Origin of the sequence: Rugamonas brunnea (assembly GCF_014042345.1) — a bacterium.
Lineage (GTDB): Bacteria > Pseudomonadota > Gammaproteobacteria > Burkholderiales > Burkholderiaceae_D > Rugamonas > Rugamonas brunnea.
Window position 1 is genome coordinate 299,320 of the sequence record NZ_JACEZT010000003.1, and the last position, 23,648, is coordinate 322,967.

At 64.9% G+C, this 23,648-nt stretch carries 22 protein-coding genes; all 22 read left to right on the top strand.

Annotated features, from left to right (window positions below; all coding sequences use genetic code 11):
* The first annotated feature begins 112 nt into the window (after positions 1-112).
* The 22 genes from H3H37_RS07100 to hisF all read left to right on the top strand — a co-directional run bounded on the left by H3H37_RS07100 (position 113) and on the right by hisF (position 23,648).
* Entirely contained in the window at positions 113-1,762 is a 1,650-nt protein-coding gene (locus H3H37_RS07100; protein WP_182160932.1) for a methyl-accepting chemotaxis protein, read from the top strand.
* Between the two features lie 121 nt (positions 1,763-1,883).
* The gene (locus H3H37_RS07105; protein WP_182160933.1) at positions 1,884-2,624 is read left to right on the top strand and encodes a transposase; all 741 of its coding nucleotides are present in this window, start codon (positions 1,884-1,886) and stop codon (positions 2,622-2,624) included.
* 207 nt (positions 2,625-2,831) lie between these two features.
* Positions 2,832-7,556: a glutamate synthase-related protein gene (locus H3H37_RS07110; protein ID WP_182160934.1), complete on the top strand. Its 4,725-nt coding sequence runs from the start codon at positions 2,832-2,834 to the stop codon at positions 7,554-7,556.
* A 72-nt stretch (positions 7,557-7,628) separates the two neighbouring features.
* Complete coding sequence (locus tag H3H37_RS07115) at positions 7,629-9,092, top strand: glutamate synthase subunit beta (RefSeq protein WP_182160935.1); 1,464 nt, start codon at positions 7,629-7,631, stop codon at positions 9,090-9,092.
* A 238-nt stretch (positions 9,093-9,330) separates the two neighbouring features.
* Entirely contained in the window at positions 9,331-10,134 is an 804-nt protein-coding gene (locus tag H3H37_RS07120; protein WP_182160936.1) for an ABC transporter ATP-binding protein, read from the top strand.
* On the top strand, positions 10,131-10,916 hold the full coding sequence (gene mlaE / locus H3H37_RS07125) for a lipid asymmetry maintenance ABC transporter permease subunit MlaE (RefSeq protein ID WP_182160937.1): 786 nt from the start codon (positions 10,131-10,133) through the stop codon (positions 10,914-10,916). The genes H3H37_RS07120 and mlaE overlap by 4 nt, the downstream gene beginning before the upstream one ends.
* Before the next feature lie 80 nt (positions 10,917-10,996).
* Complete coding sequence (gene mlaD / locus H3H37_RS07130) at positions 10,997-11,470, top strand: outer membrane lipid asymmetry maintenance protein MlaD (RefSeq protein ID WP_182160938.1); 474 nt, start codon at positions 10,997-10,999, stop codon at positions 11,468-11,470.
* Complete coding sequence (locus tag H3H37_RS07135; RefSeq protein WP_182160939.1) at positions 11,467-12,318, top strand: MlaA family lipoprotein; 852 nt, start codon at positions 11,467-11,469, stop codon at positions 12,316-12,318. The genes mlaD and H3H37_RS07135 overlap by 4 nt, the downstream gene beginning before the upstream one ends.
* A gap of 32 nt (positions 12,319-12,350) precedes the next feature.
* Complete coding sequence (locus H3H37_RS07140; protein ID WP_182160940.1) at positions 12,351-13,010, top strand: MlaC/ttg2D family ABC transporter substrate-binding protein; 660 nt, start codon at positions 12,351-12,353, stop codon at positions 13,008-13,010.
* Between the two features lie 24 nt (positions 13,011-13,034).
* Positions 13,035-13,397, top strand: a complete 363-nt coding sequence (locus H3H37_RS07145) for an STAS domain-containing protein (protein ID WP_182160941.1) — start codon at positions 13,035-13,037, stop codon at positions 13,395-13,397.
* A 168-nt stretch (positions 13,398-13,565) separates the two neighbouring features.
* The gene (locus H3H37_RS07150; RefSeq protein ID WP_182160942.1) at positions 13,566-14,474 is read left to right on the top strand and encodes an ABC transporter ATP-binding protein; all 909 of its coding nucleotides are present in this window, start codon (positions 13,566-13,568) and stop codon (positions 14,472-14,474) included.
* Positions 14,471-15,238, top strand: a complete 768-nt coding sequence (locus H3H37_RS07155; protein WP_182160943.1) for an ABC transporter permease — start codon at positions 14,471-14,473, stop codon at positions 15,236-15,238. Before H3H37_RS07150 ends, H3H37_RS07155 begins: the two co-directional genes overlap by 4 nt.
* A 46-nt stretch (positions 15,239-15,284) precedes the next feature.
* Positions 15,285-15,521, top strand: coding sequence for a BolA family protein (locus H3H37_RS07160; RefSeq protein WP_182160944.1), 237 nt, complete (start codon positions 15,285-15,287; stop codon positions 15,519-15,521).
* A gap of 2 nt (positions 15,522-15,523) precedes the next feature.
* A complete protein-coding gene (murA, locus tag H3H37_RS07165) occupies positions 15,524-16,774 on the top strand; it encodes a UDP-N-acetylglucosamine 1-carboxyvinyltransferase (protein WP_182160945.1) in 1,251 nt (416 codons plus the stop codon).
* Positions 16,775-16,785: 11 nt separating this feature from the next.
* On the top strand, positions 16,786-17,463 hold the full coding sequence (gene hisG, locus H3H37_RS07170) for an ATP phosphoribosyltransferase (RefSeq protein ID WP_182160946.1): 678 nt from the start codon (positions 16,786-16,788) through the stop codon (positions 17,461-17,463).
* A 22-nt stretch (positions 17,464-17,485) separates the two neighbouring features.
* Positions 17,486-18,811 carry a histidinol dehydrogenase gene (gene hisD, locus H3H37_RS07175; protein WP_182160947.1) on the top strand — a complete coding sequence of 442 codons (1,326 nt, stop codon included), beginning with the start codon at positions 17,486-17,488 and terminating at the stop codon, positions 18,809-18,811.
* A 7-nt stretch (positions 18,812-18,818) separates the two neighbouring features.
* Positions 18,819-19,604 (top strand): DNA-methyltransferase, encoded by a 786-nt coding sequence (locus tag H3H37_RS07180; RefSeq protein ID WP_182160948.1) that lies wholly within the window; start codon positions 18,819-18,821, stop codon positions 19,602-19,604.
* A gap of 29 nt (positions 19,605-19,633) precedes the next feature.
* Positions 19,634-20,728: a histidinol-phosphate transaminase gene (hisC, locus tag H3H37_RS07185; protein ID WP_182160949.1), complete on the top strand. Its 1,095-nt coding sequence runs from the start codon at positions 19,634-19,636 to the stop codon at positions 20,726-20,728.
* 19 nt (positions 20,729-20,747) lie between these two features.
* Positions 20,748-21,338, top strand: coding sequence for an imidazoleglycerol-phosphate dehydratase HisB (gene hisB / locus H3H37_RS07190; RefSeq protein WP_182160950.1), 591 nt, complete (start codon positions 20,748-20,750; stop codon positions 21,336-21,338).
* 49 nt (positions 21,339-21,387) lie between these two features.
* The gene (hisH, locus tag H3H37_RS07195) at positions 21,388-22,026 is read left to right on the top strand and encodes an imidazole glycerol phosphate synthase subunit HisH (RefSeq protein ID WP_182160951.1); all 639 of its coding nucleotides are present in this window, start codon (positions 21,388-21,390) and stop codon (positions 22,024-22,026) included.
* Positions 22,027-22,062: 36 nt separating this feature from the next.
* The gene (gene hisA / locus H3H37_RS07200; protein ID WP_182160952.1) at positions 22,063-22,839 is read left to right on the top strand and encodes a 1-(5-phosphoribosyl)-5-[(5-phosphoribosylamino)methylideneamino]imidazole-4-carboxamide isomerase; all 777 of its coding nucleotides are present in this window, start codon (positions 22,063-22,065) and stop codon (positions 22,837-22,839) included.
* Positions 22,840-22,886: 47 nt separating this feature from the next.
* A complete protein-coding gene (gene hisF / locus H3H37_RS07205; RefSeq protein WP_182160953.1) occupies positions 22,887-23,648 on the top strand; it encodes an imidazole glycerol phosphate synthase subunit HisF in 762 nt (253 codons plus the stop codon).

Consider the following 23,648-nt stretch of genomic DNA (forward strand, 5'->3'; position numbering starts at 1 on the left):
AATATGTGAGTTTTCTCCCGCTATCCATCACGTAGTATGAACTTTCCACGCACCATCTAGCCGGTCCACCGGACAACAGATGGGCGCCTTGTCCACGGCTGGGGAGTTCGCGATGAAGATTTCCGATTTAAAGATTGGGGTAAGGCTAGGGGGCGGCTTCGGCCTGATCCTGGTATTGATGATGGCAATGGCGGCGGCCGGCATCTGGCGCCTGCAGGAAGTGGGGCGGCTGACCGAGAAGATGGTCAGCGAAGCCATGCTCAAGGAACGCCTGACGGCCGAATGGCATAACCTGATCAGTATTTCCGGCATCCGCGTGATCGCGTTCGCGCGTAATTCCGACCAGGCCGAGTCGCCCACCGAGGCGCAGCAGGCGGCGGCCACCCGGTCCCGTGTGAATGCGATCCAGAAACAACTGGAACCGATGCTGGACAGTCCCGAGGAAAAAGTCTTGCTGGACGCCGTGGCCGGCGTGCGCAAGGATTACGCCGCCACCCGCGACGCCGTGTTCAAGCTCAAGAAGACCGACCAGGAGGCGACCCGCCAGCTGGTCGACACCAAGCTCGAAGGCCAGTTCGCCGCTTACCTGAGCAACGTGGAAAAGATCGGCGCCTACGAGGCCGACGTGGGCCGCACGCTGGCCGCGCAAGTGCAGCAGCAATACCGCGACGGCCAGCGCTTCCTGCTGGCGCTGGTGGCCGGCGGCCTGGTGCTGGGCAGCTGGTTCGCCTACCTGATCGCCGTCTCCATCACGCGGCCCCTGCATAAGGCGGTGCAAGTGGCGCAGACCGTGGCCGCCGGCAACCTCAACAGCAAGATCGACGTGCGCAGCGCCGACGAGACCGGCATGCTGCTGCAAGCGCTGAAGGACATGAACGCCAGCCTGGTCAACATCGTCGGCCAAGTGCGCCAGGGCACGGAAACCATCGCCACCGCCTCCAGCCAGATCGCCAGCGGCAACCTGGACCTGTCGGCCCGCACCGAGCAGCAGGCCAGCTCGCTGCAGCAGACGGCATCCTCGATGGAACAGTTGACGGCCACCGTCAAGCAGAACGGCGACAGCTCGCGCCAGGCCCACACGCTGGCGCTGTCGGCGTCGGAAGTGGCCGTCAAAGGCGGCACCGTGGTCGAGGAAGTGGTGGACACCATGGGCATGATCAACGACTCGGCGCGCAAGATCGTCGATATCATCGCCGTGATCGACGGTATCGCGTTCCAGACCAACATCCTGGCGCTGAACGCGGCCGTGGAAGCGGCCCGGGCCGGCGAGCAGGGGCGCGGCTTCGCCGTCGTCGCCACCGAAGTGCGCAACCTGGCCCAGCGCAGCGCCGCCGCCGCCAAGGAGATCAAGGAACTGATCGGCGATTCCGTCGACAAGGTCGAGGCCGGCGCCCGGCTGGTGGACCAGGCCGGCAGCACGATGAAGGAAATCGTGATCAACGTGCGGCGCGTGACGGACATCATCGGCGACATCACGGCCGCCAGTTCGGAACAGACGATGGGGATCGAGCAGATCAACCGCGCCATCTCGCAGATGGACCAGGTGACCCAGCAGAACGCGGCCCTGGTGGAGGAAGCGGCCGCCGCCGCCGCCTCGCTGCAGGACCAGAGCTCGTCGCTGGCCGAGGTGGTGAGCGTGTTCCAGCTGACGGGCCACGCGCAGGCGGCCCCCCGTTCGCTGGCCGCTGTGGCGCCGCGCACGACCTTGCCGGCGGTGCGCCCCGGCAAACAAGCGGCGGCGCCCGCGTGGGAAGAATTCTGACAGGCGGAACGGCGCGGGTCCGCCCGCGCCGCGTCAGAAAATAATCAGGGACAGAGTGGCGTCGGACGGGTAAGATAAGGGCTTACGCCACCTTGGCGCCGTCACTTTCCCCTGCATTTTCATGGCTCGTCTGCCCCGCCTCATCATTCCCAACCAGCCGCACCACATCATCCAGCGCGGCAACAATAACCAGCCCGTGTTCCAGGACACGGCGGACTACCTGGCCTTCCTCGGCTGGCTGCGCACGGCGGCCCGCAACGACCAGGTCGCCGTGCACGCCTACGTGCTCATGCCCGACCACCTGCATTTGCTGGTCACGCCGTCCGACGAGGAAGGCCTGGGCCACATGATGCAATGGATAGGCCGCTACTACGTGCCCTACTTCAACCAGAAATACGGCCGCACCGGCACCTTGTGGAATGGCCGTTACAAGACCTCGGTGATCGACGCCGACCATTTCTTCATGCAATGCAGCCGCTACGTCGAAGGCAATCCCGTGCGGGCCGGCTTGGCGGCGGCGGCGGCCGACTATCCGTGGTCCAGCTACGCCCACCACGCGGGCCAGCGGGTCGATCCGCTGATCACCGACCACCCGCAATACTGGGCGCTGGGCAACACGCCATTCCAGCGCGAGGCGGCCTACATCGCGCTGGCCGAGACGGCGCTGACGGTGGAACAGGTCGACACCATCGAGCGCGCCGTGCTCAAGGGCTGGCCGCTGGGCTCGGACCAGTACAAGCGCGAGCTCGAAAAGAAGATGCAGCGCCAGGTGCTGCCGGCCAAGCGCGGCCGGCCGTTCAAGAAGCCGGCGGTCGAAGCGGAGGCCGCCACCGCCACCACCAGCCCGGACCCCGGAACCTGACGGCCCGGCGGGCTCCGTAACGCGGCGGCGCGCCGGCAACGGCGCCCGGCCGCGTTTCTTTTTCCCTGCCTTCACTCTGTCCCTATTTAATTTTTCGGAGAACATTTAAAAAATTAATTCGACTCCGACCCTAATTGTTATTGTTGAAGTTTCTGCTGCATTGCACTACTCTAGGGTTTCGATATTCCAATTGCAGTGGAGAAGCCCATGAAAGCCCAAGGTCTGTACGATCCGTCCAATGAACACGACGCCTGCGGCGTCGGTTTCGTCGCCCATATCAAGGGCAACAAGAGCCATTCGATCATTGAACAGGGTCTGCTGATCCTGAAGAACCTCGATCACCGGGGCGCCGTGGGCGCCGATGCGCTGATGGGCGATGGCGCCGGTATCCTGATCCAGATTCCCGACCAATACTACCGCGATGAGATGGCCAAGCAAGGCATCGAACTGCCGCCGCCCGGCGAATACGGCGTCGGCATGGTGTTCCTGCCGAAGGAAAACGCCTCGCGCATCGCCTGCGAACAGGAAATCGAACGCGCCGTGCGCGCCGAAGGCCAGGTCGTGCTGGGCTGGCGCAATGTGCCGGTCGACTGCGACATGCCAATGTCGCCGACCGTGCGCGCCAAGGAACCCGTGATCCGCCAGATCTTCATCGGCCGCGGCGCCGACATCATGGTGACCGACGCGCTGGAGCGCAAACTGTACGTGATCCGCAAATCGTCGGGCCACGCGATCCAGGCCCTGAAGCTGATCCACGGCAAAGAATTCTTCGTGGCCTCGATGTCGGCCCGCACCATCGTCTACAAGGGCCTGCTGCTGGCCGACCAGGTGGGCGTGTACTACAAGGACCTGCAGGACGCGCGCTGCGTGTCGGCCCTGGCCCTGGTGCACCAGCGCTTCTCCACCAACACCTTCCCCGAGTGGCCGCTGGCCCACCCGTACCGCCTGATCGCCCACAACGGCGAGATCAACACCGTCAAGGGCAACTTCAACTGGATGCGCGCGCGCGAAGGCGTGATGAAGTCGGCCGTGCTGGGCGACGACCTGAACAAGCTGTTCCCGCTGATCTATGAAGGCCAGTCCGACACCGCTTGCTTCGACAACGCGCTGGAACTGCTGCTGATGGCCGGCTACCCGATCGCCCAGGCCATGATGATGATGATTCCGGAAGCGTGGGAAAACCACAGCCTGATGGACGACAACCGCCGCGCCTTCTACGAATACCACGCCGCCATGATGGAACCATGGGACGGCCCGGCCGCCATGGCCTTCACCGACGGCCGCTACATCGGCGGCACGCTGGACCGCAATGGCCTGCGCCCTGCCCGCTACATCGTCACCGACGACGACCTGGTGGTGATGGCTTCGGAATCGGGCGTGCTGCCGATTCCTGAATCGAAGATCATCCAGAAATGGCGTCTGCAACCAGGCAAGATGTTCCTGATCGACCTGGAAGCGGGCCGCATCATCGGCGACAAGGAACTGAAGGACACCTACGCCAACGCCAAGCCCTACAAGGCCTGGATCAACGCCGTGCGCATCAAGCTCGACGAGATCAAGCTGAGCGAAAGCCAGCTGGGCCACAACCGCGCCAAGTACGCGGCCGCGCCTGGCGAAAAACCGGTGCCTTCGCTGCTGGACCGCCAGCAAGCGTTCGGTTACACCCAGGAAGACCTGAAGTTCCTGATGGCGCCAATGGCCGTGGCCGGCGAAGAAGCGACCGGCTCGATGGGCAATGACTCGCCGCTGGCCGTCATGTCCAACAAGCTCAAGCCGCTGTATAACTACTTCAAGCAGCTGTTCGCCCAGGTGACCAACCCGCCGATCGACCCGATCCGCGAAGCGATGGTGATGTCGCTGGTGTCCTTCATCGGCCCGAAACCGAACCTGCTCGACACCAACAACGTCAATCCGCCGATGCGCCTCGAAGTGTCGCAGCCCATCCTGGGCTTCAACGACATGGCGCGCCTGCGCGGCATCAGCGGCCACACGGGCGGCAAGTTCAAGTCGTATGAACTGAACATCTGCTACCCGCTGGCCTGGGGCAAGGACGGCGTGGAAGCCTGCCTGGCCTCGCTGTGCGCGGAAGCCGTAGACGCCGTCAAGTCGGGCCACAACATCCTGATCGTGTCGGACCGCTCGGTATGCGCCGACCGCGTCGCCATCCCGGCCCTGCTGGCCACCTCGACCATCCACCAGCACCTGGTGAGCAAGGGCCTGCGCGCCTCCACCGGCCTGGTGGTGGAAACCGGCTCGGCCCGTGAGACGCACCACTTCGCGCTGCTGGCCGGCTACGGCGCGGAAGCCGTCCACCCTTACTTGGCGATGGAAACCCTGATCGAACTGGCGCAGGACATGCCGGGCGAACTGTCGGGCGACACGGCGATCTACAACTACACCAAGGCCATCGGCAAGGGCTTGATGAAGGTGATGTCCAAGATGGGCATCTCGACCTACATGTCGTACTGCGGCGCGCAGATCTTCGAAGCCATCGGCCTCAACAAGTCGCTGGTCGACAAGTACTTCAAGGGCACGGCCTCCAACGTGGAAGGCATCGGCGTGTTCGAAGTGGCGGAAGAGGCGCTGCGCCTGCACCACCTGGCCTTCGGCGACGATCCATTGCTGGCCAACCACCTCGACGCGGGCGGCGAATACGCGTTCCGCGTGCGCGGCGAAGACCACCTGTGGACCCCGGACGCGATCGCCAAGCTGCAGCATTCGACCCGCGCCAACAACTATTCCAGCTACAAGGAATATGCGCAGATCATCAACGACCAGAGCAAGCGCCACCTGACGCTGCGCGGCCTGTTCGAGTTCAAGCTCGATCCGAAGAAGGCGATCCCGCTGGAGGAAGTGGAACCGGCCAAGGAAATCGTCAAGCGCTTCGCCACCGGCGCCATGTCGCTCGGCTCGATCTCGACCGAGGCGCACGCCACCCTGGCCGTGGCCATGAACCGCATCGGCGGCAAGTCCAACACCGGCGAGGGCGGCGAAGATCCGGCCCGCTACACGATGGAACTGAAGGGCATCAAGATCAAGCAGGGCGAAACCATGTCGTCCGTGGTCGGCAAGGAACGCGTGGTGGTCGACATCCCGCTGCAGGAAGGCGACTCGATGCGTTCGCGTATCAAGCAGGTGGCGTCGGGCCGCTTCGGCGTCACCGCCGAGTACCTGAACTCGGCCGACCAGATCCAGATCAAGATGGCACAGGGCGCCAAGCCCGGTGAAGGCGGCCAGCTGCCGGGCCACAAGGTATCCGAATACATCGCCCAGCTGCGCTTCTCGGTACCGGGCGTGGGTCTGATCTCGCCGCCGCCGCACCACGACATCTACTCGATCGAAGACCTGGCCCAGCTGATCCACGACCTGAAGAACGCCAATCCGCGCGCTTCGATCTCGGTCAAGCTGGTGTCGGAAGTCGGTATCGGCACCGTGGCCGCCGGCGTCACCAAGGCCAAGGCCGACCACGTGGTGGTGGCCGGTCATGACGGCGGCACGGGCGCTTCGCCGCTGTCGTCGGTCAAGCACGCCGGCACGCCATGGGAACTGGGTCTGGCGGAAACGCAGCAGACCCTGGTGCTGAACGGCCTGCGCAGCCGCATCCGCGTCCAGGCCGACGGCCAGATGCGTACCGGCCGCGACGTCGTGATCGCCGCCATGCTGGGCGCCGACGAAATCGGCTTCGCCACCGCGCCGCTGGTGGTGGAAGGCTGCATCATGATGCGCAAGTGCCACCTGAACACCTGCCCGGTGGGCGTGGCCACGCAGGATCCTGTGCTGCGCGCCAAGTTCTCCGGCAAGCCTGAGTACGTGGTCAACTACTTCTTCTTCGTGGCCGAGGAAGCCCGCCAGCTGATGGCGCAACTGGGCATCCGCACCTTCGACGAGCTGATCGGCCGCGCCGACCTGCTCGACAAGTCGAAGGCCGTGGCCCACTGGAAGGCCAAGGGCCTGGACTTCAGCTCCGTGTTCTACCAGCCGGAAGTGACCAACGGCCAGTCTGTGTACCACACCGAAGAGCAGGACCACGGCCTGGACAAGGCACTGGACCACAAGCTGATCGCGCAAGCCAAGGCCGCGCTGGAGAAGGGCGAGCGCGTCTCGTTCATCTCGCCGGTGCGCAACGTCAACCGCACGGTCGGCACCATGCTGTCGGGCGAAGTGGCCAAGCGCTACGGCCACGCCGGTCTGCCGGACGACACCATCCACATCCAGCTGCAAGGCACGGCTGGCCAGTCGGCCTGCGCCTTCCTGGCGCACGGCATCACCATCGACCTGGTGGGCGAAGGCAACGACTACGTGGGCAAGGGTTTGTCGGGCGGCCGCATCATCGTGCGTCCGAACACGGAATTCCGTGGCTGGGCCGTCGATAACATCATCATCGGCAACACCGTACTGTACGGCGCCATCAGTGGCGAAGCCTTCTTCAACGGCGTGGCCGGCGAGCGTTTCGCTGTGCGTAACTCCGGCGCCACGGCCGTGGTGGAAGGCCTGGGCGACCACGGTTGCGAATACATGACCGGCGGCACGGTGGTGGTGCTGGGCGCCACGGGCCGTAACTTCGCGGCCGGCATGTCGGGCGGTATCGCCTACGTGTACGACCCGGACGGCGACTTCGCCGGCAAGTGCAACACGGCCATGGTGCGCCTGGAATCGGTGCTGACGGCGAGCGAGCAGCAAGTGGACCGCGCCACCTGGCACAGCCAGCACCGCGACGGCGAGCCGGAAGCGGACGAAGTGATCCTCAAGCGCCTGATCGAGCGTCACTTCAAGCACACCGGCAGCACCCGCGCCCGCTACCTGCTCGACAACTGGGCCGAAGGCCGCAGCAAGTTCGTCAAGGTGTTCCCGAGCGAGTACAAGCGCGCGCTGGCCGAACTGGCCGAGGACATGGCGAACGAAGCGTCCGTCGTGCAGCCGAAAGCGGCTTGAGCCAACCAGCACATTACGACCGAGGGCAGGCCACGGCCTGCCCCCCGCCAGCACATTATTTGAGGATTTATCGTGGGTAAAATCACCGGCTTCATGGAATTTCAGCGTCAGGAAGAAGGCTATCTGCCGCCAGCCACGCGTCTTAAGAACTATGCGGAATTCGTCATCCCGCTGACCAACGAGCAAGCCAAGGTCCAGGGCGCGCGCTGCATGGATTGCGGCATCCCGTTCTGCAACAACGGCTGCCCGGTCAACAACATCATCCCCGACTGGAACGACCTGGTGTATCGCGGCAACTACCGCGAAGCGCTGGACGTGCTGCACTCGACCAACAACTTCCCCGAGTTCACGGGCCGCATCTGCCCCGCGCCGTGCGAAGCGGCCTGCACGCTGGGCATCAGCGAAGACCCGGTCGGCATCAAGTCGATCGAGCACAAGATCATCGACGAAGGCTGGGAACATGGCTGGGTGGTGCCGCAACCGGCGGCCCAGCAGACCGGCAAGAAAGTGGCCGTGATCGGTTCCGGCCCCGCCGGCCTGGCAGCGGCCCAGCAGCTGGCGCGCGCCGGCCACGCCGTGACCGTGTTCGAGAAGAGCGACCGCGTGGGCGGCCTGCTGCGCTACGGCATCCCCGACTTCAAGATGGAAAAGTCGCACATCGACCGCCGCGTCAAGCAGATGGAAGCGGAAGGCGTGGTGTTCCGCACCAGCGTGCTGGTGGGCAAGGACTTCCCGGCCAACGTCAACAACTGGGCCAAGGAAACCATCTTCCCTGAAGACCTGGCCAAGGAATTCGACGCCGTGGTGCTGGCCGGCGGCGCCGAGCAGCCGCGCGACCTGCCCGTGCCGGGCCGCGAGCTGAAGGGTGTGCATTTCGCGATGGACTTCCTGCCCCAGCAGAACAAGGTCAACGCGGGCGACAAGGTCAAGGACCAGATCAAGGCCACCGGCAAGAACGTGGTGGTGATCGGCGGCGGCGACACCGGTTCCGACTGCGTGGGCACCTCGAACCGCCACGGCGCCGCGTCCGTGACCCAGTTCGAACTGATGCCGATGCCTCCCGAGCAGGAAAACAAGCCGCTGGTGTGGCCGTACTGGCCGACCAAGCTGCGCACCTCGTCCTCGCACGACGAAGGTTGCTCGCGTGACTGGGCCGTGGCCACCAAGCGCCTGGAAGGCAAGGGCGGCAAGGTTGAGAAGCTGATCGCCTGCCGCGTCGAGTGGAAGGACGGCAAGATGAGCGAAGTGCCGAACTCGGAATTCGAAATGAAGGCCGACCTGGTGCTGCTGGCCATGGGCTTCGTCTCGCCCGTGCAGCAAATCCTGGACGCGTTCGGCGTGGAAAAGGATGGCCGCGGCAACGCCAAGGCGACCACGGACGGCGACGGCTGCTACCAGACCTCGGTGCCGAAAGTGTTCGCGGCCGGCGACGTGCGCCGTGGCCAGTCGCTGGTGGTGTGGGCGATCCGCGAAGGCCGCCAGTGCGCGCGCGCCGTCGATGAATTCCTGATGGGCTCGTCGGTACTGCCACGCTAAACCGCCGTCACGTTCCATCAGGCCGGAAGCCGGCGGGTGCCCCCACCCGCTGCTTCCGGTTTTTTTCGTCAAGATTTGGTGCGATGCAGCAAGTTAAACTGGTTTCCAATTGTAACTTGCTGACTTTTCGTTCATTAGTGTTGTATTATCAGCCATTTGCCGTGCCGAATCGGGGCGGCGCCAGCAGAGTTGTGTCTTTCTGCACTACAATACGGCATCCCAAAAAATGAGTACCGATGTGCCCAATCTAGTCGAAATCCGCGATTTGCACTTCTCCTATGGAAAGCGCCCCATCCTGTCGGGCCTCCAGATGGACTTTCCGCGCGGAAAAGTCGTGGCCGTCATGGGCGGTTCGGGCAGCGGCAAGACCACCGTCCTGCGCCTGATCGGCGGCCAGTTGCGTCCCAACAAGGGGCAAGTGACCGTGCACGGCCAGGTTGTGCACCAGCTGAAGACCGACGACCTGTATCTGCTGCGCCGCAAAATGGGCATGCTGTTCCAGCACGGCGCCCTGTTCACGGACCTGACCGTGTTCGAGAACGTGGCCTTCCCCCTGCGCGAGCATACGGATTTGCCGGAAGAACTGATCCGCAACCTGGTGCTGATGAAGCTGCACGCGGTCGGCCTGCGCAACGCGGCCAAACTCAAGCCGGCCGAGATCTCGGGCGGCATGGCGCGCCGCGTGGCGCTGGCCCGCTCGATCGCGCTGGACCCGGAACTGATCATGTACGACGAGCCGTTCGCCGGCCTCGACCCCATCTCCATGGGCGTGACGGCCAACCTGATCCGCAACCTCAACACGGCGCTCGGCTCCACCACCATCCTCGTGTCGCACGACGTCAAGGAGTGTTTCGCCATCGCTGATTACGTGTATTTCCTGTCGCAGGGCAAGATCGTCGCCCACGGCACGCCGGACGACATGATGGTGTCGACCGATCCCTATGTGAAACAGTTTGTCCACGCGGAAGCGGACGGCCCGGTGCCGTTCCACTACCCGGGCAAATCGCTGGCCGACGACCTGGGCCTGGGAGGCCGGCCATGATCGCGGAAACCCTGCTGGCCCGGCTGGGCGCGACGGTGCGCGAGCAGATCGCCAGCGTTGGCTATGGCGCGCGCATGTTCGCGGCCATGCTGGGCCTGTCGCCGGGCATGCTCAAGCGGCCCCGCCTCGTGGTCGAGCAACTGCATTTCATCGGCAATTACTCCCTGCTCATCATCACCCTGTCCGGCCTGTTCGTGGGCATGGTGCTGGGCCTGCAGGGCTATTACACCCTGAACAAGTACGGCGCCGAGCAGTCGCTGGGCCTGCTGGTGGCGCTCGGTTTGACGCGCGAACTGGGCCCCGTCATCACGGCCTTGCTGTTCGCGGGCCGCGCCGGCACCTCGCTCACGGCCGAGATCGGCCTAATGAAGGCGGGCGAGCAACTGTCGGCCATGGAGATGATGGCTGTCAACCCGATCCAGCGCGTGCTGGCGCCCCGTTTCTGGGCCGGCGTGCTGGCCGTGCCGCTGCTGGCCTCGATCTTCAGCGCCGTGGGCGTGTTCGGCGGCTACCTGGTCGGCGTGAAGCTGATCGGCGTGGACGATGGCGCGTTCTGGTCGCAGATGCAGGGCGGCGTCGATATCTGGAAAGACATCTTCAACGGTTTCTTCAAGAGCGTGGTGTTCGGCATCGCCATCACCTTCATCGCCCTGTACCAGGGGTATGAGTCGCAGCCCACGCCGGAAGACGTGGCGCGCGCCACCACCCGTACCGTGGTGCTGTCGTCGCTGGCGATCTGGTGGCTGGACTTCATGCTGACGGCCTTGATGTTCAGCAAATAAGCGCCGTTTCGGCGCCAGTAAACGCAATGCAGTGGCTGGCGGCACGCGCCGCCGCCCGAAAAATTCTTTAGGATGATGTTATGCAACGTAAATCTCTGGATGTGTGGGTAGGCTTGTTCATCGTGATCGGCGCGGCGGCGCTGATGTTCCTGGCCCTCAAGGCGGGAAATATGAGCTCCCTGTCGTTCGGCAAGACCTATACTATCGTGGCCAAGTTCGACAACATCGGCAGCCTGCGTCCCCAGGCGCCCGTCAAGGCGGCCGGCGTGGTGGTGGGCCGGGTGGGCCAGATCCAGTTCGACGACAAGAGTTACCAGGCGCTGGTCAAGCTGGACATGGACGAAGGCTACAAGTTCCCCAAGGATAGCTCGGCCAAGATCCTCACGGCCGGCCTGCTGGGCGAGCAGTACGTGGGCATCGAGGCGGGCGGCGACACCAACAACCTGGTGGGCGGCGACAAGATCGCGCGCACCCAGTCGGCCGCCGTGCTGGAAGACTTGATCAACCAGTTCATCTACAGCAAGGCAGCGGAAGGAAAGGACTCCTCCAAATGACTCCCATCCCCGGTAAATGGCGTGCGCTGACGCTGGCGCTGGGCGCGGCTGCCCTGCTCAGCGGCTGCGCCGGCCCCAACCCGCGCGACCCGTACGAGGGCTTCAACCGCGCCATGTTCAAGTTCAACGACACGGTGGACCAGGTGGCCCTGAAGCCAGCCGCCACAGCCTACCGCGCCGTGCTGCCGTCGTTCGTGCAGACCGGCATCGACAACTTCTTCGGCAACCTGGCCGACGTCTGGAGCGCCGTCAACAACTTGCTGCAAGGCAAGGGCGAGGCTGGCATGTCCGATGTGGCCCGCGTCACACTGAACACCAGCTTCGGCTTGCTGGGCGTGATCGATTTCGCCTCGCAGGCGGGCTTGCCCAAGCACAATGAGGATTTCGGCCAGACGCTCGGCTACTGGGGCGTGCCATCGGGTCCTTACCTGATGCTGCCGCTGTTCGGCGCCTCCACCGTGCGCGACACGGCCGCCCTGCCGCTGGACTTCAATGGCGACCTGTGGCGCTACAAGGAGCCGGTCTACCTGCGTAACATCGGCACGGCCACGCGCGCCGTGGACCAGCGCGCCAACCTGCTGGACGCCTCCACCCTGCTCGAAGATGCGGCGCTGGACCGCTATGAATTCGTGCGCGACGGCTTTTTGCAACGGCGCGAAAACAAGGTCTACGACGGCGACCCGCCGCCGCGCAAGCCGCAGCCCAAGGACGACGATGGCGACGGCAATGGCGACGGCGATGGCGTGAAAAAAGTTGACGGCGGGGAAACTTCCGCACCGGTGTCATCCGAACCGGCGCCAAAAGAGTTAAACTCGGAAGCACCGGCTGCAAAAAAAGACAGCCTGTGACCCCGTTTAAAATCAGACATAGGTAAAACAAGATGAAATATATTAAACAACTGATCGCTCTCGCCACCATCGCGCTGGCAAGTTACGCCGGCGCCGCTACCGCCACCCCGGCCGCCGTCGAGGCGCCGGACGTGCTCGTCAAACGCATTTCGCAGGACGTGATCGACACGGCCAAGGCCGACAAGGCGATCCAGGCCGGCGACCAGAAAAAGGTCATGGACCTGGTGGAATCCAAGATCCTGCCCTACGTGGACTTCCAGCGCATGACGCAACTGGCGTCGGGCCGCTTCTGGCGCGACGCCACGCCCGAGCAGCAAAAAGCCCTGTCGGCCGAGTTCCGCACGCTGCTGATCTACACCTATTCGGGCGCCCTGTCGCAGATCAAGAATGAAACGGTGGAATTCAAGCCGCTGCGCGCCGACCCGTCGGACACGGAAGTGGAAGTGCGCTCGCAGGTCAACGTGCCGCGCGGCGAACCGATTCCGCTCAACTACCGCGTGGCCAAGTCGGCCAACAACGGCTGGAAGATCTATGACATCAACGTGCTGGGCGCCTGGCTGGTGGAAACCTACAAGGGCACCTTCGCGTCCGAGATCAGCAAGGGCGGCATCGACGGCCTGATCAAGGCGCTGTCCGAGAAGAACAAGAAGCTGGCCAGCAAGCCCCTGAAGGCCGCTTCCAACGCGAAATAAGACCACCCAGGACCACCGACGACCATGGCCGACACCGTAGACAACCTGCAATCACTGTCGTCGCTGACCGTGCTCAACGCCACCGCGGCGCTGGAGCGCGGCCTGGCGGCCATCCGCGCCGGCCAGAAGGAATTCGACCTGCGCCATGTGCTGACGGTCGATTCGGTGGCCGTGGCCGTCATGCTGGCCTGGCAGCGCGCCGCGCGCGAGGCCGGCTTCGCGCTGGGACTGCGCAACCTGCCGCCAGCCCTGCAAAGCCTGACCAAGCTGTACGGCGTGTGCAACCTGCTGTTCCCCGACGCGGCCCAGGCCGAGTCGCTCCCCGTGGCTGGCGCGCCCGCGTCCGCCGCCATCGGCCTGACGGCGGCCGAACTGCATCACCATTGACCCTGTCCCGTCCCCCGCGAATCGCCCGGTCCGGCTCTGCCGGATCAAAATTCCCCTATAATTGAACGTTGCCGCCGCCAAAAACGTGCCGCGGCGCCAAGCACCACCTTCCGCCAACGAGCATCCCTGCCGTGTCCTTGCGCTGCGGCAACAACTGACAAGTCAAGCATGACAGCTATCCAAATCAACCAGGTCCAGAAGCGCTACCAGTCGCTGCAGGCACTGGGCGGCGTTTCCCTGTCCATCGAGGAGGGCGAGTTCTTCGGCCTGCTGGGCCCGAACGGCGCCGGCAAGACCACCCTGATCTCCATCATCGCCGGCCTGATCCGGCCGGACGCGGGCAGCGTCACCATCCACGGCCACGACGTGCAGAGCGATTTCCGCGCCGCCCGCCGCAAGCTCGGCGTGGTGCCGCAGGAACTGGTGTTCGACCCCTTCTTCACCGTGCGCGAGACGCTGCGCCTGCAGTCCGGCTATTTCGGCCTGTCGCGCAACGACGACTGGATCGACGAGGTGATGTTCAACCTGGACCTGACCAACAAGGCCGACACCAATATGCGCGCGCTGTCGGGCGGCATGAAGCGGCGCGTGCTGGTGGCCCAGGCGCTGGTGCACAAGCCGCCCGTGATCGTGCTCGACGAGCCGACGGCCGGCGTGGACGTGGAATTGCGCCAGACGCTGTGGAAGTTCATCTCGCGCCTGAACCGCGAAGGCCACACGGTGGTGCTGACCACCCACTACCTGGAGGAGGCGCAAGCCATGTGCAAGCGCGTGGCCATGCTCAAGGCCGGCAAGATCGTGGCGCTCGACACCATGAGCGCGCTGATCCGCCGCATTTCCGGTTCCCAGCTCAACCTGCACTTGAAGGGCGCGCTGCCGCCGCAGTTGCAGCACCTGATCACGCACGCCGAGCAAACCGTGCCCGGCGAGTACAACCTGCGCATCAACGATTACGCGGAAGTGGAGAACATCCTCGCACGCGTGCGCGAAAGCGGCGCCGTGATCGACGAGATGCAGTTGCAGCAGGCCGACCTGGAAGACATCTTCCTGCAAATCATGGAAAAGGGGACCGTATGAGCCTGATCTCGACCGGCTTCCGCACCCTGGTGTACAAGGAAACCCTGCGCTTCTGGAAAGTGGCGACCCAGACCGTGGCCGCGCCCATCCTGACGGCCATGCTGTACCTGCTGATCTTCGGCCACGTGCTCGAAGGCCGGGTGCAGGTGTACGCCGGCGTCAACTACACGGCCTTCCTGATCCCGGGCCTGGTGATGATGAGCGTGCTGCAGAATGCGTTCGCCAACTCCTCGTCCTCGCTGATCCAGTCCAAGATCACGGGCAACCTCGTGTTCGTGCTGCTGACCCCCTTGTCGCACTGGGAGATCTTCTCCGCCTACGTGCTGGCCTCCATGGTGCGCGGGATCGTCGTCGGCCTCGGCGTGTTCATCGTCACGGCCTGGTTCGCCCACCTGTCGTTCACGGCGCCCGTGTGGATCGCCGTGTTCGCGCTGCTGGGCGCGGCCATCCTCGGCACCATGGGCCTGATCGCCGGCGTGTGGGCCGAGAAGTTCGACCAGCTGGCCGCGTTCCAGAACTTCCTCATCATGCCGCTGACCTTCCTGTCCGGCGTGTTCTACTCGATTCATTCGCTGCCCACGTTCTGGCTGACCGTGTCGCACCTGAACCCGTTCTTCTACATGATCGACGGCTTCCGCTACGGCTTCTTCGGCCAGTCCGACGTCAACCCGGTGGTCAGCCTCGGCATCGTGTCGGCCTTCCTGGTGGTGCTGTCGCTGGCGGCCATCCGCCTGCTGCGCAGCGGCTACCGGCTGCGCCACTGATAACTATTCATACCGTTTATACCGAATTCAATACCAAGGAATTATCGTGTCCACTACTCCAGAACTGATCCACAGCTACATCGCCGCCGGCCTCGAATGCACCCACCTCGAAGTGGAGGGCGACGGCCAGCACTTCCAGGCCGTGATCGTGTCGCCCGCATTCGCCGGCAAGCGGCTGATCCAGCGCCACCAGCTGGTGTACGCGGCGCTGGGCGACCGCATGCGCGAGGAAATCCACGCGCTGTCGATGAAGACCCTGACCCCCGAAGAATTCCAAGGCTAAGCATGGACAAGCTCCTCATTCAAGGCGGCAAGCGCCTGTCCGGTGAAATTTCCATCTCGGGCGCCAAGAACGCGGCCCTGCCCATCCTGTGCGCGGGCCTGCTGACGGCGGGCGACCTGGAACTGTCGAACGTGCCGCACCTGCACGACGTGGCCACCATGCTCAAGCTGCTGGGCCAGACCGGCCTGAAAGTGGCGCAGGACGGCGAGCGCGTCACCCTCAACGGCAGCGCCATCACCAAGCTGGAAGCGCCGTACGAGATGGTGAAGACCATGCGCGCCTCGATCCTGGTGCTGGGCCCCCTGCTGGCGCGCTTCGGCGAGGCCAAGGTATCGCTGCCGGGCGGCTGCGCCATCGGTTCGCGTCCCGTGGACCAGCACATCAAGGGCTTGCAGGCGCTGGGCGCCGAGATCTCGATCGAAGGCGGCTACATCTACGCCAAGTGCAAGAAGCTCAAGGGCACCCGCATCGTCACCGACATGATCACCGTCACCGGCACCGAGAACCTGCTGATGGCGGCCACCCTGGCTGAAGGTGAAACCATCCTGGAGAACGCGGCGCGCGAGCCGGAAGTGACGGACCTGGCCCACCTGCTGGTGGCCATGGGCGCGAAGATCGAAGGCATCGGCACCGACCGCCTGGTGATCCAGGGCGTGCCGGAGCTGCATGGCGCCAAGCACGCCGTGATCTCGGACCGCATCGAAGCGGCCACCTTCCTGTGCGCCGTGGCGGCGGCCGGCGGCGACATCACGCTGCGCAACACCCGCACCGACATCATGGACGCGGCGCTCGACAAGCTGCGCGAAATGGGCCTGGAGATGACCATCGGTACGGATTCGATCCGGGCCCAGATGCACCGCCGCCCCACGCCGGTCAGCTTCCGCACCACCGAATACCCGGGCTTCCCGACCGACATGCAGGCCCAGTTCATGGCCGTCAACACGGTGGCCGACGGCGCCAGCCGCGTCACCGAGACGATTTTCGAGAACCGCTTCATGCACGTGCAGGAGATGAACCGCCTGGGCGCGGCCATCGAGACGGACGGCAACACGGCCTTCATCAAGGGCGTCGAGCAGCTGATCGGCGCGCCCGTGATGGCGACCGACCTGCGCGCCTCGGCCTCGCTGGTGATCGCCGCGCTGGCGGCCCGCGGCGAAACGCTGGTGGACCGCATCTACCACCTGGACCGCGGCTACGACCGCATGGAAGTGAAGCTGTCGGCCGTGGGCGCCGACATCCGCCGCATCAAATAACGGGAACCACCATGAGTGCATTTAACGGCCAGTCCAACTCGCAACTGATCCTGGCGCTGTCGAAAGGCCGCATCTTCGAAGACACCCTGCCGCTGCTGGAAGCGGCCGGCATCACCGTGACGGAGAATCCGGAAACGTCGCGCAAGCTGATCCTGAACACCAACGATCCCAACGTGCGCGTGATCATCGTGCGCGCCACCGACGTGCCGACCTACGTCCAGCACGGCGCTGCCGATTTCGGCGTGGCCGGCAAGGACGTGCTGCTGGAGCATGGCGGCGAAGGCCTGTACCAGCCGATCGACCTGAACATCGCCACCTGCCGCATGTCGGTGGCCGTCAAGAACGGCTTCGACTACGAGACGGCCGTGCGCCAGGGCGCGCGCCTGCGCGTGGCCACCAAGTTCGTGCAGACGGCGCGCGAGCACTTCGCCGCCAAGGGCGTGCACGTGGACCTGATTAAGCTGTACGGCTCGATGGAGCTGGCGCCGCTGGTGGGCCTGTCGGACGCCATCGTCGACGTGGTCAGCACCGGCAACACGCTGCGCGCCAACGACCTGGTGGAAGTGGAAGCGATCATGCCGATCTCGTCGCGCCTGATCGTCAACCAGGCCGCGCTGAAGCTCAAGCGCGAGCGCCTGCAGCCGATCATCGAAGCGTTCGAACGCGCTTCCCAGCCCAAGAGCCAATAAAGACCAGCCGGAACCGCCCATCATGCCGATTCAGATCACCAAGCTCGACTCCAGCCAAGCCGATTTCCAGTCCGCCCTGTCCGCCCTGCTGGCGTTCGAGGCCAGCACCGACGACGCCATCGAAACCGCCGTCACGGCCATCCTGGCCGACGTCAAGGCGCGCGGCGACGCCGCCGTGCTGGAATACACCAACCGTTTCGACCGCATCCCCTACGGCGGCGCCACCAGCATGGCCGCCTTCGAAGTGTCGCAGCAGGAGTTGCAGGCTGCGCTGGCCGCGCTGCCCGACACCCAGCGCCAGGCGCTGCAAACAGCGGCCGACCGCGTGCGCGCCTTCCACCAGCGCCAGAAGCAGGAACTGAACGGCTTCACCTACACGGAAGCCGACGGCACGGTGCTGGGCCAGAAGGTCACACCGCTCGACAGCGTGGGCATCTACGTCCCCGGCGGCAAGGCCGCCTACCCGTCGTCGGTGCTGATGAACGCGATCCCGGCCCACGTGGCTGGCGTGGGCGAGATCATCATGGTGGTGCCCACCCCGGACGGTGTGAAGAACCAGATGGTGCTGGCCGCCGCCGCCATCGCCGGCGTCACGCGCGTGATCACCATCGGTGGCGCCCAAGCCGTGGCCGCGCTGGCCTACGGCACCGAAACCATCACGGCCGTGGACAAGATCGTCGGCCCCGGCAACGCCTACGTGGCCGCCGCCAAGCGCCGCGTGTTCGGTGTGGTCGGCATCGACATGATCGCCGGCCCGTCCGAGATCCTGGTGGTGTGCGACGGCACCACCGACCCGGACTGGGTGGCCATGGACCTGTTCTCGCAGGCCGAGCACGACGAGCTGGCCCAGGCCATCCTGCTGTGCCCGGACGCGGCCTACATCGCCCGCGTCGAGGCGAGCCTGAACAAGCTGCTGCCGGCCATGCCGCGCGCGGCCACCATCCGCACCTCGCTGACCGACCGTGGCGCCCTGGTCAAGGTGCGCGACATGGACGAGGCCTGCGCCATCGCCAACGCCATCGCGGCCGAACACCTGGAAATCTCGGCCGAAGAGCCGCAGCAGTGGGCCGACAAGATTCGCCACGCGGGCGCCATGTTCCTGGGCCGCTTCTCGTCCGAATCGCTGGGCGACTATTGCTGCGGTCCTAACCACGTGCTGCCCACGTCGCGCACGGCCCGCTTCTCGTCGCCGCTGGGCGTGTACGACTTCCAGAAGCGCTCGTCGATCATCCACGTGAGCGAAGCCGGCGCCCAGACCCTGGGCAAGGTGGCGGCCGAACTGGCCTACGGCGAAGGCTTGCAGGCGCACGCGCGCAGCGCCGAGCTGCGTTTGAAGTCGGCCATCTGAGTCCCGTATGAGCGAGTCCGTGGGCACGTGGCTGAACCAGGTTTTTTGCGAGGATGCGCTGGCCGGCCTGGCCCGCATCCCCGATGGTTCCGTCGATCTGATCCTGACGGACCCGCCCTACAACCTGGGCAAGGACTACGGCAACGCGTCCGACAAGCAAAGCGTGGACGATTACCTGCGCTGGACCGAGCAGTGGATCGACCTGGCCCTGCCCAAGCTCAAGCCCAACGGCAGCCTGTACATCTTCCTCACCTGGCGCTTCTCGCCCGAGATCTTCGTCATGCTTAAGCAGCGCATGACGATGATGAACGAGATCATCTGGGACCGCCGCGTGCCGTCCATGGGCGGCAGCGTGCGCAGCTTCTCGTCGGTGCACGACACCATCGGCTTCTTCGTGCGCCGCAAGGATTACTACTTCGACCTCGACGCCGTGCGCATCCCCTACGACGCGGCCACCAAGAAGGCCCGCTCGCGCTCCATCTTCGTGGGCGCCAAGTGGCTGGAAGTGGGCTACAACCCGAAAGATTTGTGGAGCGTGTCGCGGCTGCACCGCGAGCATCCCGAACGGGCCGACCACCCGACCCAGAAGCCGCTGGAAATCATCGAACGCATGGTCAAGGCCTCGTGCCCGCCGGACGGCGTGGTGCTGGACCTGTTTATGGGCAGCGGCACCACGGCCATCGCGGCCCGGCGCTGCGGCCGGCATTTCGTCGGCTTTGAATTGAACCCCGATTATTGCGCCATCATCAACGAGCGGCTGGCGCAGCTGGACGACGACGCCGTCGCCGCCTAGCCCGCCAACTATTCCAGGAGCCCCGCCCGATGTCCGCCGTATCCAAGCTGATCGCCGCCACCATCCGTTCCGACGTGCGCGCCATCGGCAGCTACCATGTGCCCGACGCGGGCGGCTACATCAAGCTCGACGCGATGGAGAACCCGTATGAACTGCCGGAGCCTTTGCTGCGCGAGCTGGGCCAGCGCCTGGCCGACGCCACGCTGAACCGCTACCCGGTGGCCTCGTACAGCGCGCTCAAGCAGCGCATCTGCGCCAAGCTGGGCGTGCCGGCCGGTTACGACGTCATGCTCGGCAATGGTTCCGATGAACTGATCTCCATCCTCGACATGGCGTGCGCGCTGCAGGAGCGGCGCGCCGTGGTGCTGGCGCCCTCGCCGTCGTTCGTCATGTACCAGCGCTCGGCCCAGTTTGCGGGCATGGATTTCGTCGGCGTGCCGCTCAAGGACGACCTGACGCTGGACTTGCCGGCCATGCTGGCTGCCATCGCCCAGCACCGGCCGTCGCTGGTCTACCTGTCCTACCCGAACAACCCGACCGGCAACCTGTTCGACGCCGACGCCATCGTCGCCATCATCGCCGCGCTGGGCGAGACCGGCATCGCCGTGGTGGATGAAGCGTATGAACCGTTTGCCCAGGCCAGCTTCATGGAGCGCCTGCCCGAGTTCCCCAACCTGGTCGTGATGCGCACCGTGTCCAAGCTGGGCCTGGCCGGCATCCGCCTCGGCTACATGTCGGCGGCGCCGGAATTGCTGGCCCAGTTCGACAAAGTGCGGCCTCCTTACAACATCAACGTGCTGACCCAGGCGGCGGCCGAATTCGCGCTCGACCACGTGGACGTGCTGAACCAGCAGGCGGCGCAATTGCGGGCCGCGCGCGCTGAACTGGCGGGCGCCATGGCCGCGCTGCCCGGCGTGACGGTGTTCCCGTCGGCGGCGAATTTTATCTTGATCCGGGTGCCAAACGCCGATGATGCCTACGCGAAACTCCTTGATCGCAAGGTATTAGTCAAAAATGTGAGTAAAATGCACGCTGTGCTGTCCAATTGTTTGCGCATCACGGTCAGCACCCCGGAAGAAAACGCGGCCTTCCTCGATGCCCTGCAAGCATCGTTGGCAGCCTGATACCATCGTAGAGCCCTTCATGAACCGCACCGCAGAAATCACGCGCAACACCAACGAGACGCAAGTCCGCGTCGCCATCAACCTGGACGGCACCGGCCAGCAAAAGCTGAACACCGGCGTGCCCTTCCTCGACCACATGCTGGACCAGATCGCCCGCCACGGGCTGATCGACCTGGAGGTGGAAGCGACGGGCGACATCCACATCGACAACCACCACACGGTGGAAGACGTGGGCATCACGCTGGGCATGGCGGTGGCCAAGGCCATCGGCGACCGCAAGGGCATCCGCCGCTACGGCCACGCCTACGTGCCGCTGGACGAGGCGCTGTCGCGCGTGGTGCTCGATTTCTCGGGTCGTCCCGGCATCGAATACCACATCCCGTTCACGCGCGCCATGATCGGCACCTTCGACGTCGACCTGACGCTGGAATTCTTCCGCGGCTTCGTCAACCACGCGCTGGTCACGCTGCACATCGACAACCTGCGCGGCACCAATGCCCACCACCAATGCGAAACCGTGTTCAAGGCCTTCGGCCGCGCGCTGCGCATGGCGGCGGAACTGGATGAACGGGCCGCCGGCACCATCCCTTCGACCAAAGGTAGCCTGTAAGCACGCCCCAGCCGGGCGGGCGGCTCCGGTCACATTTTGATGCTTGAATATGAATAAAATTGTTGTAGTGGATTACGGCATGGGCAACCTGCGCTCGGTGGCGCAGGCGTTGCGCGCCGTGGCGCCGGAAGCGGACGTGAAAATTTCCGGCGAGGTGGCCGACATCGAGAACGCGCACCGCATCGTGCTGCCGGGCCAGGGCGCCATGCCCGACTGCATGCGCAGCCTGCGCGAGTCGGGCGTGCAGGAAGCGCTGATGCGCGCCGCTGAGACCAAGCCGCTGATGGGCGTGTGCATCGGCGAGCAGATGCTGTTTGACGTGAGCGAGGAAGGCAACGCGGCCGGCCTGGGCCTGCTGCCGGGCAAGGTGGTACGCTTCCAGCTCGACGGCATGCTGCAGGACGACGGTTCGCGCTACAAGGTGCCGCAGATGGGATGGAACCAAGTGCGCCAGACGGCGTCTCACCCGTTGTGGCAGGGTATTCCGGACAACAGCTATTTTTATTTCGTGCACAGCTATTACGTCGAGCCGGCGCAAGCGGCCCACGTGGTGGGCGAGACCGTGTACGGCAAGCCGTTCGCCTGCGCCGTGGCGCGCGACAACATCTTCGCCACCCAGTTCCACCCGGAGAAGAGCGCGGCCATGGGCCTGCAACTGTACAAGAATTTCGTTCACTGGCAACCTTGAGTTCCACCCTTTTTCACTCTCACATCTGACACGATCATGCTGCTCATTCCTGCCATCGACCTCAAAGACGGTCACTGCGTGCGCCTGAAACAAGGCGATATGGAACTTGCCACCGTATTTTCCGAAGAACCGGCCGACATGGCGCTGCACTGGCTCAAGCAGGGCGCCCGCCGCCTGCACCTGGTGGACCTGAACGGCGCGTTCGCCGGCAAGCCCAAGAATGAAGGCGCCATCAAGTCCATCCTCAAGGTGGTGCAGGACTTCGCGCTGGAAAACGACATCGATGAGATCCCCGTCCAGCTCGGCGGCGGCATCCGCGACCTCGACACCATCGAGCGCTACCTGGACGCCGGCATCAGCTACGTGATCATCGGCACGGCCGCCGTCAAGAGCCCCGGCTTCCTGCACGACGCCTGCGGCGCCTTCCCCGGCCACATCATCGTCGGCCTGGACGCCAAGGATGGCAAGGTGGCCACGGACGGCTGGAGCAAGATGTCCGGCCACGAAGTGATCGACCTGGCCCGCAAGTTCGAAGCCTATGGCGTGGAATCGATCATCTACACCGACATCGGCCGCGACGGCATGATGGGCGGCGTGAACATCGAAGCGACCGTCAAGCTGGCCCAGGCCGTGAAGATCCCCGTGATCGCCTCGGGCGGCCTGCACAACCTGGGCGACGTGGAAGCGCTGTGCGCGGTGCAGGACGAAGGCATCGAAGGCGTGATCTGCGGCCGTTCCATCTACGAGGGCACGCTGGACCTGGCCGCGGCCCAGGTGCGCGCGGACGAACTGACCGACGGCGCCGCTGAGTAAGCGCGCCAGATTCTTTGATTATGGCCTGCGGGCCGACGGGTTCCAACATGCTTGCAAAACGTATCATCCCCTGCCTGGACGTGACCGATGGCCGCGTCGTCAAGGGCGTCAATTTCACCGAGCTGCGCGACGCCGGCGACCCGGTCGAGATAGCGCGCCGCTATGACGAACAGGGCGCCGACGAACTGACCTTCCTCGACATCACGGCCACCAGCGACAACCGCGGCCTGATCCTGCACATCATCGAGGCCGTGGCCTCGCAGGTGTTCATTCCGCTGACGGTGGGCGGCGGCGTGCGCGAGGTGGCCGACGTGCGCCGCCTGCTCAACGCGGGCGCCGACAAGATCAGCATGAATTCCTCGGCCGTGGCCAACCCGCAGCTGGTGTTCGACGCCTCGCAGAAGCACGGTTCGCAGTGCATCGTGGTGGCGATCGACGCCAAGCAGGTGTCGCCGGGCAAATGGGAAGTGTTCACCCACGGCGGGCGCAAGGCCACCGGCCTGGACGCCATCGAATGGGCGCGCAAGATGGAACAGCTGGGCGCGGGCGAGATCCTGCTGACCAGCATGGACCGCGACGGCACCAAGTCCGGCTTCGACCTGGCGCTCACGCGCGGCGTGTCGGACGCCATCAGCATCCCCGTGATCGCCTCGGGCGGCGTGGGCGGCCTGCAGGACCTGGCCGACGGCATCAAGCTGGGCCGCGCCGACGCCGTGCTGGCGGCCAGCATCTTCCACTACGGCCAGCACACGGTGCAGGAAGCCAAGCAGTTCATGGCGGCCCAGGGCATTCCCATGCGGCTGGCATGA

Coding starts and splice junctions, on each gene's coding strand:
- hisC (WP_182160949.1), top strand. CDS start 19,634: ATGTCCGCCGTATCCAAGCTGATCGCCGCCACCATCCGTTCCGACGTG.
- hisB (WP_182160950.1), top strand. CDS start 20,748: ATGAACCGCACCGCAGAAATCACGCGCAACACCAACGAGACGCAAGTC.
- hisF (WP_182160953.1), top strand. CDS start 22,887: ATGCTTGCAAAACGTATCATCCCCTGCCTGGACGTGACCGATGGCCGC.
- H3H37_RS07180 (WP_182160948.1), top strand. CDS start 18,819: ATGAGCGAGTCCGTGGGCACGTGGCTGAACCAGGTTTTTTGCGAGGAT.
- H3H37_RS07110 (WP_182160934.1), top strand. CDS start 2,832: ATGAAAGCCCAAGGTCTGTACGATCCGTCCAATGAACACGACGCCTGC.
- H3H37_RS07150 (WP_182160942.1), top strand. CDS start 13,566: ATGACAGCTATCCAAATCAACCAGGTCCAGAAGCGCTACCAGTCGCTG.
- H3H37_RS07135 (WP_182160939.1), top strand. CDS start 11,467: ATGACTCCCATCCCCGGTAAATGGCGTGCGCTGACGCTGGCGCTGGGC.
- murA (WP_182160945.1), top strand. CDS start 15,524: ATGGACAAGCTCCTCATTCAAGGCGGCAAGCGCCTGTCCGGTGAAATT.
- hisG (WP_182160946.1), top strand. CDS start 16,786: ATGAGTGCATTTAACGGCCAGTCCAACTCGCAACTGATCCTGGCGCTG.
- hisD (WP_182160947.1), top strand. CDS start 17,486: ATGCCGATTCAGATCACCAAGCTCGACTCCAGCCAAGCCGATTTCCAG.
- H3H37_RS07100 (WP_182160932.1), top strand. CDS start 113: ATGAAGATTTCCGATTTAAAGATTGGGGTAAGGCTAGGGGGCGGCTTC.
- H3H37_RS07105 (WP_182160933.1), top strand. CDS start 1,884: ATGGCTCGTCTGCCCCGCCTCATCATTCCCAACCAGCCGCACCACATC.
- H3H37_RS07145 (WP_182160941.1), top strand. CDS start 13,035: ATGGCCGACACCGTAGACAACCTGCAATCACTGTCGTCGCTGACCGTG.
- mlaD (WP_182160938.1), top strand. CDS start 10,997: ATGCAACGTAAATCTCTGGATGTGTGGGTAGGCTTGTTCATCGTGATC.
- mlaE (WP_182160937.1), top strand. CDS start 10,131: ATGATCGCGGAAACCCTGCTGGCCCGGCTGGGCGCGACGGTGCGCGAG.
- hisH (WP_182160951.1), top strand. CDS start 21,388: ATGAATAAAATTGTTGTAGTGGATTACGGCATGGGCAACCTGCGCTCG.
- hisA (WP_182160952.1), top strand. CDS start 22,063: ATGCTGCTCATTCCTGCCATCGACCTCAAAGACGGTCACTGCGTGCGC.
- H3H37_RS07140 (WP_182160940.1), top strand. CDS start 12,351: ATGAAATATATTAAACAACTGATCGCTCTCGCCACCATCGCGCTGGCA.
- H3H37_RS07155 (WP_182160943.1), top strand. CDS start 14,471: ATGAGCCTGATCTCGACCGGCTTCCGCACCCTGGTGTACAAGGAAACC.